Source organism: Chitinophaga sp. (assembly GCF_036569125.1).
GTDB lineage: Bacteria > Bacteroidota > Bacteroidia > Chitinophagales > Chitinophagaceae > Chitinophaga.
Window position 1 is genome coordinate 1 of the sequence record NZ_DATCRF010000254.1, and the last position, 14255, is coordinate 14255.

10 protein-coding genes are annotated in these 14255 nt (G+C 44.9%); 5 read left to right on the forward strand and 5 right to left on the reverse strand.

Going from position 1 to position 14255, the window contains the following annotated elements:
* Positions 1-1528: M1 family metallopeptidase (locus VIM87_RS09310; protein WP_331996722.1), on the forward strand; the 1528-nt coding region annotated here is incomplete at its 5' end.
* A gap of 54 nt (positions 1529-1582) precedes the next feature.
* On the opposite strand, the gene VIM87_RS09315 is transcribed toward VIM87_RS09310, so the two are convergent.
* A complete protein-coding gene (locus tag VIM87_RS09315) occupies positions 1583-3967 on the reverse strand; it encodes a T9SS type A sorting domain-containing protein (protein WP_331996723.1) in 2385 nt (794 codons plus the stop codon).
* A 298-nt stretch (positions 3968-4265) separates the two neighbouring features.
* Here VIM87_RS09315 and VIM87_RS09320 point away from each other — a divergent pair, with 298 nt between their 5' ends.
* The 3 genes from VIM87_RS09320 (at position 4266) to VIM87_RS09330 (ending at position 8604) form a co-directional block, all read left to right on the forward strand.
* Positions 4266-6794, forward strand: coding sequence for a DUF5686 family protein (locus VIM87_RS09320; protein ID WP_331996724.1), 2529 nt, complete (start codon positions 4266-4268; stop codon positions 6792-6794).
* Positions 6795-6976: 182 nt separating this feature from the next.
* Complete coding sequence (locus VIM87_RS09325) at positions 6977-7318, forward strand: YciI family protein (RefSeq protein WP_331996725.1); 342 nt, start codon at positions 6977-6979, stop codon at positions 7316-7318.
* 44 nt (positions 7319-7362) lie between these two features.
* A complete protein-coding gene (locus VIM87_RS09330) occupies positions 7363-8604 on the forward strand; it encodes an RNA polymerase sigma factor (protein WP_331996726.1) in 1242 nt (413 codons plus the stop codon).
* Positions 8605-8626: 22 nt separating this feature from the next.
* Here the strand turns inward: VIM87_RS09330 and VIM87_RS09335 are convergent, their stop codons facing one another.
* The 3 genes from VIM87_RS09335 to VIM87_RS09345 all read right to left on the reverse strand — a co-directional run bounded on the left by VIM87_RS09335 (position 8627) and on the right by VIM87_RS09345 (position 11206).
* Complete coding sequence (locus VIM87_RS09335; protein ID WP_331996727.1) at positions 8627-9733, reverse strand: PD-(D/E)XK nuclease family protein; 1107 nt, start codon at positions 9731-9733, stop codon at positions 8627-8629.
* A gap of 11 nt (positions 9734-9744) precedes the next feature.
* Positions 9745-10221, reverse strand: coding sequence for a hypothetical protein (locus VIM87_RS09340; protein ID WP_331996728.1), 477 nt, complete (start codon positions 10219-10221; stop codon positions 9745-9747).
* A 244-nt stretch (positions 10222-10465) separates the two neighbouring features.
* Positions 10466-11206: a DJ-1/PfpI family protein gene (locus VIM87_RS09345; RefSeq protein ID WP_331996729.1), complete on the reverse strand. Its 741-nt coding sequence runs from the start codon at positions 11204-11206 to the stop codon at positions 10466-10468.
* Positions 11207-11311: 105 nt separating this feature from the next.
* Here VIM87_RS09345 and VIM87_RS09350 point away from each other — a divergent pair, with 105 nt between their 5' ends.
* Entirely contained in the window at positions 11312-12235 is a 924-nt protein-coding gene (locus VIM87_RS09350) for a hypothetical protein (RefSeq protein ID WP_331996730.1), read from the forward strand.
* Between the two features lie 16 nt (positions 12236-12251).
* Here VIM87_RS09350 and VIM87_RS09355 read toward each other — a convergent pair.
* Positions 12252-14255 (reverse strand): glycoside hydrolase family 2 TIM barrel-domain containing protein (locus tag VIM87_RS09355; RefSeq protein ID WP_331996731.1); only part of this gene is annotated, 2004 nt, incomplete at its 5' end.

Genomic DNA, 14255 nt, shown 5'->3' on the forward strand with positions numbered 1-14255 from the left:
CGAAAGGGCATGGTGGGATGTTGTTTACTATGACCTGAGCATTCACCCGGACCTGGTAAATAAAACCATCTATGGTAAAAATATCATCAGCTACAAAGTTGTAAAGACCAATAAAAAAGAGCTGATGCAGATCGACCTACAGGATCCTTTACACATTGATAGCGTGATGCTGGATCAGGAGAAGCTAAGCTTTCAGCAGGATGGCAGTGCATGGTTTATAAAAGTACCCCTGCAAAAGGAAAATACCACACACAACATTGCTATTTACTATTCCGGAAAACCCGTGGAATCCGTTAAGCCGCCCTGGGATGGCGGTGTGGTTTGGGCAAAAGATAGTTTAGGCCGCCCCTGGATCTCTGTTGCCTGCCAGCTTACGGGCGCCAGTATCTGGTATCCCTGTAAAGTGCATCAGAGCGATGAGCCGGATAAAGGCGCTTCCATCACTATAATAACACCTGATTCACTCCCCGCAATTGGCAATGGCCGCTTGCAAAGAAAAACCAATAACCAGGATGGTACTTCCAGCTATACATGGGCTGTTGTAAATCCGATCAATAACTATGGCATCTCCTTTTACATTGGAAAATATGTAAAGGTAGCAGAGGTGTATAATGGTGAAAAAGGCCCCTTGGATATGGAGTATTGGGTGCTGGATTATAATCAGCAAAAAGTAAAGGATTATTTAAAAGCCGAGGTGAATAAAACCATGAAAAGCTTTGAACACTGGTTTGGGCCTTACCCTTTTTATGAAGATGGCTTTAAAATGGTGGAAGCGCCTTATATAGGAATGGAGCACCAGGGCGCAATAGCCTATGGGAACGGTTTCCGGTTGGGACGTATCAACTTCAAAAACTTAAATCCCTGGGATCGTAAAATGGACCGGCTGGTTGTTCATGAAATGGCGCATGAGTGGTTTGGAAATAATATCACAACAAAAGATTTTACCGACAGATGGGTGCATGAAGGTTTTGCCGGCTTTGCAGAGGAATTATATATAGAATACCAATATGGAAAACAGGCGGCTGAAGAGTTTTTTATTGCAAGGACTAATAAACGCATCGATAATGAAAAACCAGTAATACAGCGTTATGGGATCTTTGAAGATGCAGGCGGCGATATGTACCTGAAAGGCTGGGTAGTAGTGCATATGATCCGGGCAATGGTAAATGATGATACTAAGTTCCGGAGAATACTACGGGGGCTGAACAGCCACTTTTACCATAAAACGGTTACTTCAAAGCAGGTGGAAGATTACATCAGCAAAGCGATCCAAAAGGACCTTACTGTTTTCTTTGATCAATACCTCAGAAGAAGTGCCCTGCCGGTTTTGGAATATAAGCTGCAGAATGGTGTTTTGGCGTACCGGTTCTCTGATTGTATCAAAGGCTTTTCGATGCCCCTTAAAACTAATTTAAGCAATCACCAGTGGTTAACGCCTACAACAGAATGGAAAAGCATCCGCATGGTTAATGAGAAGGAATTAATTATTGATAAAGGCTTTTATCTTGATCTGAAACAGGTAAAATAAAGATGGCGCTCCACAACCGGAGCGCCATCATAGTTATCAGATCATTAAGCGCTTTTATAAATGCAGCAGCTTAATAGTTTTCACAAGCTCCTTACTGCCGGCATCCTGCACCTGCAGATAGTAAATGCCTTTTATGAGCTGGTTGCCGCTCAGCTCAATCACTTTTTTGCTTTGATTAAATGAACGGTCTGTAAGCATGGCCTTGCCCTGTGCATCAAACAGCTGCAGGATGTACGTTTTATTTGCATCCAAACCGGTAACCGTAAGCTGTTCGCTGAAGGGGTTAGGCCATACGCTCAGCGGGCCGGCTTCTTCTGTTATCCGGAGCTTATCACCGCCCACCATTAACGGCGCAAGGGCATTGGTAATGGTAAAGCTGCGCACTACACTGATACTATCCAGCTTATGCTTAAAGCTCACTTTCAGCTGATGGGTACCGGTGGTATACGATGATGGGGAAATAATAAAGGTATGATCCGGCCCTATAGGCAGCACCTGTTTATTATCCAGCAGCACCATTACATCCGTACGCGCCTGTGGAATGGGATAATTGGCTATAAGAATGGTGTCCGGAGCTGCGGCCCTGCTATAGCTGCTTTCCAGCGTTCTTAAAACAGGCGGCGTATTCAGCTGCGGATAAATGCGTAAAATTACAGGCGTGTCGTTTGGCGAATAGCCCGCCACCGTGTTAAAGCTCATCCATTGCAAGGTATCTACCCCTACTATATTGGGATTGGGCGTATAGATCATACGGTCTATTTGAGCCAGTGTCAGATCGCTGCTTTCCTGGTAAAATACCGCTCTGCCATCTACCGTAAGCTTACCCCAGGTGGGTAGTTTGGTGATCCTGATACCGTACAGCGGGTTGGAGGAGTTTTCCTTAAACTGGCTTGACCAGAAGCGGATGGGCACACCTGCCAGCGTATTACGTTCAAAGGGTTTTATAGTGCCGGGAGGCAGTGTTAAATTTAAATAAATATCAGCAGTCTCTGTCCAGTTTACCCCGTCAAAGGCCCGCCATTTAATGGTATCCCGGCGATTGGGCAAGCCGGGGGCGCTGTATTTAAGCGTATCCAGGTCGGCTCTTAGAATAATATTGTTATTACCCAGTATAGGCTGGTTGTTCTTATTCAGCAATACGCCTTTTGAGGGGCGTTTAACAATCTCTATGCGCTCCAGCTGACCAGGGCCGGAAACCGGGCCTACATAATGTTCCAGGAAATCGCTGGCGGGCATTGGATTACGCATATCGTAATACACCTGTTTGCTGAAAGACTTTAAATAATGGTGGGCAAGGGTATCTTTTATTACGGTATATAAGGTGTTGCCGATAGCAGCCAGCCAGGTAGTATCCTGGTAATACACCCAGGAGGTGGCGCCGGCTATTTTCCGGTTATAGCTTCCATCCTGGCTAACGAGGTAGGTGCCCTGGTTACCGCCTGATGTGGTTCTTACGGCAATATCGCCCCGCGCATTTATGGCAGCCATACGCGCATAACCAATATCCGTACGTGTTTTTATATTCAGCACGTCGCGGAAAGTACCCTGCCTGTCGCGGGTATACACTCTTCCCTCAGTATTATAGTAGTAAGGCCAGCCTAAATTTACGCCCCCTATATAACCGTTATTGATAATGGGCTTTGTTATGCTCATTGAAAATTCTGAAAAGCCGCCATAATCGCCCCCGGTTAGCAGCAGCGTTACGGAATCATGCTCGTATAAAAAAGCCTGGGTTTCATGCTGCTCCCGGTAATTCAGGAAGGTAACGCGTTCCCCATCTGTTTCCGGCTCATAAATGTATTCGGGTCCGTCCGGAAACTCGGAAGGTATCAGCTGATAGATCAATTTGTTTACGCCGTTCTTGTACGTATACAGGTATTGGCCGGTACTGTATACCACCATGCCATTAGCCGCCACGGTTGCAGCCTGTATGCTGCTGTCTGCTACAAGCGTTTGCTGGTTGGTGGCCAGGTTCCTTAATATCAGTTTCCCACCGGCGCCGAGCGCGGTTGACCATATGGCGTAATCGCCGGCCGTATGTACATTGTACATTTGGTCTGCCAGCTTGGTAAGCACGCCTTGTTTCCATTCGTATAGCGATACCAGGCCGCTATTTGGAGTACTGCCAAGGGTTTGTCCTGCAATGAGAGCGCCGTAAGGCGTAACCCAGGCATACACATGATCTGAAATGATCTCGGCAAAGCCATTAATATCGTATGGTTTGTTATACGGAATAACGGTAATGGCGCCGGTACTTACATCGCCCAGGTAGTAAATGAAATCACTTCCGGCATGCTTAAACGACAATACCTTACCATAGCCATAGTCCAGTATAACAGAGCTGTCCGGCCCCTTGTACGCGGTTTTCAGGTAAGGATTCTGGGCAACTGAAGCTGTACTCCATAGCAGGAATAACAGAAAAATGTAGATTTTTCGCATAAAGGAATTATTGAGGTTTTATTAAAGTTAATGACGCAGCAGGCCGCAAACATTCAAAATGCTGATCCGGTCACGGCCCCCCAAAGATTAAATAAGAAAACAGGAAAGCGTCAATCCTCCGCTAATGTGTGGTTAATACAACGGGCACAAGTTACGCAAAAAATTATTACCGTTCCTCCCTGCATCATAACGCAAAATTTACAATTAATTAATACGGATACCTGATTAAACAAATAGCACAGATAAAAGTCTTATTTGTGTGAAAAAAATTGTAATATGAATAGCGTTTACATCTATTATGATGGCCTTAACGGATAATCGTGCGTGCATACTTGTTTTACTGTTCCTGGTACTCTCGCAAACCGGTTTGCAGGCCCAGTCAGTGAATGTTTACGGCATGGTGCAGGATTCAGCCACTAAAATGCCAATGTCCAATGTAAAAGTAACTGCAGGGAATGGCCGCTACAGCACCCTTACGGATGCGGATGGCAAATATTCATTGCGTATAGGTGGTAACGTGAGCGTCCTGCAATTTTCAGTGGACGGTTTTTTTACACAGGTACGGCACTGCACACCTGCGTACCTGCAGGAAATAAATGTGCTGCTGGCCTCCCGCGACCGGCAGCTGGAAACAGTAATAGTGAACAGCAGGCGCAAACGTTATAGTAACAGGAATAACCCTGCAGTGGAATTGATAAAGCAGGTAGTGGCCCACCGTAATGAGAACGATATTGGCGCATATGCCACCGCCAGTTACCGCCAGTATGAAAAGCTGTGTATGTACCTGGATGGGTTCCCCCGCTGGCTATCGGATAAAGGCCCGTTAAAACGTTATCATTTCCTTTTTGAAAATAAAGATACCACCAAGGTAGCCGGCAAAGAGCTGGTGCCGGTTTATATTGAGGAAAATGTATCCCACAACTACTTTCAGCGTAGCCCGCAAAGGAAGAACCAGGTGATAGAAGGGCAGAAGAAAGTGGATTACGGTGATTTTATAGATACACACGGTGTAAGTGTTATCCTGAACCGGCTCTATGAAGATATTAATATATACGACCCCGTTATTGTGGCTTTCACCCGGCAGTTCATCAGCCCTATATCAGACGCAGGCCCCACCTTTTACAAGTATTTTATACAGGATACCGTTGTGGAAGATAATACGAAGCTGGTACGCCTTTCCTTAATGCCGCGGAATACGAACGGGCTGCTGTTCACCGGTACGCTGTACATTACACTGGATGGGCATTACACGGTAAGGAAGCTGAACCTGCATACCAATAAGGATATGAACCTGGGTCTGGTGCGCAATTTCTCCGTGATCCAGGATTTTGAGCAGGATAGTGTTACGCATAAATTTCACCTGTCTTACTCCGATGTGATCACAGACTTTGGGTTAACCAAAGGCACCTCCGGCCTGTTTGGCGAAAGGCTGGTGCTTTTCAGCAATTTCGTAAGCGGCCAGCCCATTGCAGACAGCCTTTTTAAAAAGGATTACACCATTGAATACAAGCCCCGTTCACAACCGGATAGTTTTTTCCTGGACTACCGGCTCAATAGCTTATCGTCAACAGAAGCGCGCACCTATAAGAACATTGATAGCCTGCTGCACATGCCCTCTTATAAGCTCACTACCGACATAATTAATATGAGCGCCACCGGTTATAAGTCCTTTGGCCCCATCAGCGCAGGACCTGTTTTCAGTTTCCTCAGCTATAACCCCGTGGAAGGCTGGAAACCCAGGCTGGGAGGGCGCACCACTCCCTATTTCAGCAAGCGGTATTACCTGGATGGTTACCTGGCATACGGTACAAAAGACCAGCAATTCAAGTATTTTGGCAGCGCCACCTATTCCTTTAACAACCGCTCTGTTTACAGGTATCCCATGCATTTTCTGCGGGTAGGCTACCGGCATGATACAAACATTCCCGGCACCGATGATGAATATGTGGAAAGCAATCTTTTGCTTTCCATTAATAGCGGGAATAATACCAAATACCTGTACAACAATATTTTCCGTGTGGATTATGTGTATGAATTTGGCAACCACCTGCTGGCGGGGCTGATGCTTAAGTATAAAAAACAGCGCCCTGCAGGAAGCCTTTTCTTTGCACAGGATACGGATACGCTTAGCTCCCTGCAAACGAATGAGCTTTCTGCTACCTTCCGCTGGGCGCCGCATGAGCAGTTCTACCAAAGCGATCTGGGCCGTTTTAGCGTTGCAAACCGTTATCCTATACTAACATTGAACTATACCCATGGCTTTAAAGCGCTGAGCGGTGAATATAATTATAACCGCTTTGACGTTAGCCTTTATAAGAGATGCTACTGGGCGCCCTTTGGGTATACGGATATAACGGGTTATGCCGGTTACATTGCAGGAGCATTACCCTGGCCTTTGCTGGAGGTGCACCAGGGTAACCAAACGCTGGGTTACAGCGAAAGCGGTTTTAATATGATGAACTACCTGGAGTTTGTAAGCGATCACTTTGCCGGTATTAGTATTGATCATTCTTTTAAAGGTTTCTTTTTTGACCGCATACCCTTAATAAAGAAATTAAAATGGCGGGAAGTAATATCCTGCCGCTTGCTGTATGGCGGCTTACGGGCCGGGAACCAGCCCGGCGCAAACGGCGCTTTAAAATTCCCGGTAAAGGATAATATAACGGCTACCTATACCCTGAACAACGGGCCGTATTTTGAGGCAGGCGCAGGCATTACCCGTATTTTCAAGATCCTGCGTATAGATGTGATCCGGCGTTTTTCCTACCTGGATCATCCCTCAATATCGCAATGGAGCGTACGGGGAGGAATAAACTTTGAGCTGTAAGGGGGATTGCACCAGCCGGCTTTCAAATACCAGGTAAAAAAACTTTTGGTGCAGGATCAGGATGTATCCGTATTTTATGACATCAATATGGGCGGGGTGGTGGTATGAATAATATTTTCCATTTTGTCCCCGTTCAGCATTACCGGTCGTCCCTGGGGTATAAACCAATAAAACTTACAAAAATGAAAGAGTTCTTATTTGTATTCAGAGCAGATTATAAAACCATGCCCCAGGCATCACCTGAACAAATGCAGGCCAATACGCAAAGGTGGATGAACTGGGTGGCAGGGATTGCCGCACAGGGTAAGCTGGTTGACCGGGGCAACCGGCTGGTAAGCACGGGCAATGTATTAAGAAGCGACGGTATTATCTCTGACGGGCCTTATACGGAGATCAAGGAATCCATCCTGGGGTACACCCTTGTAAAAGCATCCTCCCTGGCTGAAGCAACCGGGCTTGCAAAGGATTGCCCGATCTTATCATTCGGTGGAAATGTGGAGATCCGGGAAATTAATGCACTGTAATTCATTATTATAGCCCTTGCAAACTTGCAGGGGCTTTTTTATTTATGCAACAGGAAAACTTAATACCACACTTATTCAGAACAGAGTACAGCAAAATAGTGGCTGTGCTTTATCATTCGTTTAATTTAAAGCATCTTGAAACTGCTGAAGATATTGCGAGCGAAACCTTTCTGAAAGCCACTGAAGTATGGAGTATTAAAGGGATCCCCGAAAATCCGACTGCCTGGCTTTACACCGTGGCAAAGAACAAAACCAAAGACTATTTTAAGCACAATGCGGTTGTTGAAAAGCAGGTCAGGGAGGCCAAACAATTAAATGATATTGAAGCAGCGCAGGAGTTTGACTTCAGCGATCAAAATATAGCCGACAGCCAGCTGGCCATGATCTTTGCGGTTTGCAACCCCGGTAATTCAGCAGAAGCGCAGATCTGTCTGGCCCTTCAGATCCTTTGCGGGTTTAGTGTGGAAGAAATTGCAAATGCATTTTTAACAAAAACCGAAACCATTAAAAAGCGTTTGCAAAGGGCCAGGGCCAACCTTCGCAATGGTGATTTCCAGATCAAAATTTTGAGTGATGCGGAAATTAAGACCCGCCTGGAAAGTGTTTTAAAAACTTTATACCTGTTGTTTAATGAAGGATATTTTTCCCGGACCAATAACCAGTTGATCCGTAAGGACCTTTGTTCTGAAGCGGTGCGGTTAGCATATATCCTTACGGAGAACAGTCTTACCAACACGCCGGAGGCGAATGCATTGCTTTCCTTAATGTGTTTTCAAAGCTCACGCCTTGACGCAAGAATAAGCGACAAGGGGGAAGCCATTCTGCTGGAGGATCAGGACCGGAATTTGTGGGATCAGGAATTAATCGAAAAAGGAAATCATTATTTAGTCAATGCCTGCCAGGGCAATGAAATTTCAAAATATCACCTGGATGCAATGCTTGCATACTGGCATACTACCCCAACCGACGATAACAAGTGGCAGCATATTTTGCAGCTGTACAACCAGCTTATTATTATTGAATACTCGCCTGTAACGGCCTTGAACCGGGCGTTTGCGTTTGCAAAAGTATTTGGTCATGAAAAAGGCATCAAAGAAGCGGAGAAGCTACAGCTGGATGAACATGCCTATTATCATTCCCTGCTGGGATATTTGTATGCGGATGTAAACAGTGACAAAGCCATTCACCATTATGAAAAAGCGGTTGGGTTAACAAAGTCCAGGATGGAAAAACAAACCCTCTCAAAGGAAATAAAACGGCTGGTTGAAAAGAAGGCGGGTGGTTAGTGAAGATCAGTTAAGTCCGCTTTTAAAGCTGCAAAACAGGAAATTCTGAAGTTAGATTAGCTAAATAGTCATAATGATTTTTTAAGCTTTTTAGTATTTGCTCCTCATCATTATTCATGATCTTCGCTACATGCAGGAATGCTCTATTGTCAATCTTTTCTAATTTACAATCTGGATAATCGTTCAGAAGCCTTTCTTCATAAAAGCTCCAGTCTTTCAATTTCCAGGCTGTGATCACAACATTGAATATTCCCAGAGGATCGCCTTTAGTGGCTTCAAAATAGCTCTCAATACCGATTTGGGGTTTTGTGATGTTAAATTCGTTGAAACCCAGGCCCCAACCTTCCCAAGCCCACCACTTATTACTTTTCGTTAATTCGGCAATCTTTTCTTTTAGTTCTGCGATACGCTCCTTTTGTTGAGCCTTAGTTTTATTGTTGAATTGATTATATAAACTTATTAAGATGTCTATCCTGTCTGCATTGTCATAGAAATAGTTTGATAGATCTTCGTTCAAAATGGTATTGTCTGTCATGTTTTCAAGTGTTTCAAAGAAGTCATTTAAATGATGCAGGTATTTTTGATTACAACCTTCTATGAAAGAAGGAAGGTTTTGTTTTATCTGATTGAAATAGTCCTTATAGGAAAAATTGATGAAGCCGTTGGCTTCAATCAAAGCTAAATCATCTTTGGCTGACAACTTCCGTAATGAAAGCACCACACGATAAATGTTGTCATTTCCATATAATCCAATTCTTTTTTTGTAAGTTTCTAAAGGATTGTAAAGACCTGCTGTGATTTTGTTTTCAATCCCTATAACAAATGTGCTGGAATAAACAAGGATATCTAATCTTTTTCCGTCAGCATTTTCTTCACTTATGACATGGATCTTGTCGTTTTGTAGGTAGAATTTTTTGTCTGGTGCAAGAAGCTGGAGTAGTGAACGAAGAAATAATTCTCTCAACTGATGTTCTTTATCAGGCGCTAAATAGAAGCATAACAGCCTGCTGCAGATTTCTTCAAACCGCCTTCGCGGGTATTTACAAAGCTCAAGATAAGTCGGTTGCTTTACCGTTTTAGGCAGTGCATCAAAGTCGGTTAGAAGTCGGTTAATCTCTTTTACTTCCATTACTTACAGTCTTAAACCCACCAGGGCGTTTGGTTATAGTATTCATCTAAATCATCAAAATCTCCTGCCTCCGAACATGCAAGAATATATTCTAATGCCTTTTTTGCTTCATTGTCAGTTTGTGTTCTTAAAAAAGTAATCGTTTTGTCCACGCCTGCGAAGGGAATTAGCTGGATGTCTACACCACAGTAAGTGTCAAAGTCGACTCGTTTTGCTTTCCACACTTTTAAGCAATCCTCCACTTGTCCATGCATTCCAATTATAAAACTGGCAAGCATCAAATCGTCAATGGAAATCTCATGCCTAGGTTCTCTACGTAGTTCAATAAGCTTATCCAGCAAGGTAAGCGAAAAATTTCTGTCATGATGACTTCTGAAAAAACTTATCAGTCCTGCCCGTAGAGTATTGTCCGTCTGTATTGCTATAATATCCTTGTCGGAAAAGGTGAGGCTTTTCTTGAAATTGTTGATTAGTGTTTCTGCGTCCATTTCAGTTTTACGAAAGAGAGGATTTAAAAAAAAAATGACTATAGGAGAACGCATTGGAGAAGTAACAGCATTTTATGCCATTTCTGCTTCTCACTTACATTATGTGTAAATTTATGTCTTTTCGCTGAAATCCATTTCACAGGGTCCGGCTGCATCCAATAATTGAGAATCCGGCATTGCTACAATAAAAATTTGTTTCTCTGATTTCTCTCTGATTCGTTTCATATTATTCTTATAATCCTGTTCAGCTCTTCATGTTTATCCCATTCCTTACTGCATACTCCCGCGCCGCAGTTTCCCTATGGCTCCTGGTGTTCCCATACTTTTCATAGAATACTTCAAGAACCGCTGCAGATGCCTGTTCCGGCGTTCCGCTGTGAAATCTTGGTTCCGGCGCATACTCTATTTGCAGCTGGATGCGCTCAGCTACCTGGGTGCCGCATAAAATGGCGGCAACTTCCAGTGCGCCGTCTATCCCGGCTGTTACCCCGGCACAGGAGATCAGGTTCTTATCCTGTACCACCCGCTGCTTAACCGGAATGGCCCCGTAGTATGGCAAAAGTTCCCATGCAGCCCAATAAGTGGTGGCTTTCATGCCGCTCAATATTCCTGCGGCACCGCAAAGCAATGCGCCTGTGCAAACACTGAATACATACCGGCCTGAATTAAACTGGTTCCTGATAAAGCCCAGGATCTCCTCATCCTTCCTGGCGTCATATTCACCCAATCCGCCCGGAACATGCAGCAGGTCTAATGCCGGTGCATCTGCAATCGCCATCTCAGGCGTAATAATAAGCCCGTTCACGTCGCGCACCGGTTGAGTGGTTTTACCGATCACATGGATCACAGCATTGGGTAACCGGGACAATACTTCAAAAGGCCCGGTGAAATCTATCTGATCTACCTTTTCAAACACCAGGCAGCCAATGATGATGGGCTTGTTTGCTTCAGGATGCTCATCCTGTGTTGATTTTTCCTTTTCCATAAACTGTGTATAACGTTATGAATACAATAATTTCCCTGCCGGCAAGTTTAGTTTTTTTTATACTTTTTATATTTTACCGGTGAGTAAATTACAAAGGACTTATTTATGATGAGTAAAAAGATTGTAGCGCTGTTCATTTTAACAATTGCATCTCAAATTTCATATTCCCAGGGACCGAAATATATTTATAGGAATGCAAAAGATAGCCTCCGGAACTTTTACGTGGTAAGGCAACCTGCTGACAGTATAAAAGGTGCTATCGTCCTGGTAAGTATAGGATTGTCAGATAGCGCTAAGAAGGCCGCTTATGCAAAAGGGATCTTGTTAATGACTGCGGTGCCCACAGATAATTATCTTGATTTTCTTACCGGCAACCTGGTGCCGGAGCGGCTGGATTCAATGATCAGCGAAGCAATACTAAAGTATAAGATCCCCCGGAGGAAAATAGTGATTGGCGGAATGTCTGCTGCCGGAACAGCGGCAGTCAGGTTCGCGGAATACTGTTCGCAGGGAAAAAGTGCTTTCGGTATAAGGCCATTGGCTGTATTTGCGGCAGATCCTCCATTAGACTATGAACGGCTTTATAATGAATCAGAAAATGCTGTTCTAAGGAACTATAGCTCTGATGCCGTCACGGAGGGTAAACAGCTGATGTCTTTCTTTAAAGACAAACTGAAAGGAACTCCAGGCGATAACAGGCCCGCGTATCAGCAGGCATCGCCTTTCAGCCATACCGTGAAACAGGGCGGAAATGCATCTGTTCTCACGGATATGCATGTAAGAATGTATACAGAGCCGGATATAAACTGGTGGATCAATAACAGAAGAAAAGATTTTTATGATTTAAATGTTTTGGATATAGCTGCTTTTATTAATCAGTTAAAATTACTCGGTAACAATAAAGCAGAATTAATTGCGACAAGTAACAAAGGATACAGCAAAGATGGAAGCAGGCATCCTCATTCCTGGAGTATTGTTGATGAAGCAGATCTGCTGAACTGGTGCATCCAGATATTTGAAAATCATTGATCTTATTCATGTCAACTTAATCATTATACGCCCTTGCTTCCAGCCTGTAGCCATTCTTCAATAATGCCTTATCCACTTCCACCTGCACCTGTTGTTGCTCTCCCTGCATCAGGTTAAAATAGGAATCGCTGATCAAGGCAGGTAGTATCTGTTTATTGTTATTGTCCAGCAGCTGCACGCGCACGCCCACAGCAGCGGATTGTTTAGATTGGTTAGTAACCGTGAACGTAAGATACTTGCCAGATGGTACCGGCGTGCTTACAGACACCGCCGCCCGTGGCAATGTATTCAACGCAGTATAATTCAAATATTCTTTCCCCAGCAGGTAAGTATTTGCGGATAGCAATACGCCTTTATCATCATATAATTTCAACCGCAGGAAATATACGGCAGATAGGCCGGTTGTATCATCCGGCATAGTAAAGGCATCGCTTAAAGAAGTTGCATTTACCTGTAACGTTGTTTTTTTCGCATATCCAATAACCGGCTTACCATCTGCATTATAAACACTTGCTTCTGCAGTCAGCTTATGCAATGCATGTGGTGTGTTATTGATCACCTTTACCATTCGCGTGGCCGGGTTCCATTGAATATGCACCGGCTCGCAGGCCGATCTGGCCCCAAAATAAGCGCCCGTCAGATCGTAATAGTAATCATAGGTTTGCCAGATCATGGAAGGGTAGGCCGACTGGCTCATCCAGATCAGCAAACCGGATGCATCATTCCACATATGATCATTCCATGCCTCAAACATGGCTCTCATGGTTTCAAGGTTCAGCAGCTGCGCCTTTTTACAAAAATCTTCCAGGGTAGCAGCCCTACCATAGCTTTTATTAATATCGTTGATATACTTTACCGGGTCGGCTCCACCGCCCAACGCGCCATCTGTACTAAAGAAATGCCTGGCCCACATGTTATCCTTGCTGTTAACGGCCTCCGGGGCAGGAGGGATCCAAAATTCCTGTGGCATGAATTTTTTAAAGCTCTCCGGGTTCACAAAAGTGGCCATGCCCAATTCACTGCGCATGCCCCAGCTATTGCGGGAAAAGAGATAGCCATTATGCGGGTCGGTGAAGTAGGTCTTTGGATCAACGTTAGCCCAGATGCCGCTGCCGGAAAGGTTTTTACTGCCTCCCTGTATGGAGAAGTTAGGGTTGGCAACACCCGCATTTGAACGGGGCAAATATAACCTGCTCTCCCCGTCATATTGTTGAATGGCAGCAGTAATAACATTGCTGATAGCGCCATGCGCATCACCGCCGGGCACCCCTTCATTGGCGCCGCACCATATTACAACAGCAGGATGGTTCCTGAACTTTTTGAGCTTTTCTATAACATTATCCCTGAACATCTCCAGGCTGTCAATACCGCCCATGTTATTCAGCCAGAAATCGTCCCAAACCATAATGCCGTATTTATCACAGTAGTCGTAAAAAGCATTATCCGTTACTTCCCCTGTCCAGTTGCGGATCATATTAAAGTGCATGGCCTGGTGCAGGCGTATGCGGGTATCATAGTCGCTGCCCCTTGCTTTCAGCATATAGTCCGACATGCCCCAGTTGCCGCCTTTTACCAGCACCGGTACATCGTTCACGTATAAACGCATAGGCCCGTTCAGGGAAGTAGTGTCGCTGGAAATTTTGCGGATGCCAAAAGCCTGTGTTGTTTTATCTGTGACGCTGCTGCCGGTTTCAAATAACAGCCTGCAGGAATAAAGGAACGGATCGCCATATCCATTGGGCCACCAGAGATGGGGATGCCGGATTGTTTGAGCGGGCAGGCTGCATTCCTGGCTGCTTCCGGGCGCCAGGGTGATGGCTTTGCTGCTGATGGTAATATTCCCTGGTGTGATCACCGCTTTCAGTGTGCCGGTAATGGCAGCAGGGGAGGCGTTCGTAAGCCGGGCAGATACCGTGATAGCTGCCGCACTGGTATCCGGCATATGGGTACGGATCCAGGGATCAGCAATGCTCACAGGGCCTGTAACGGTAATGGCTACTGTATCGGTGATACCGCTGTT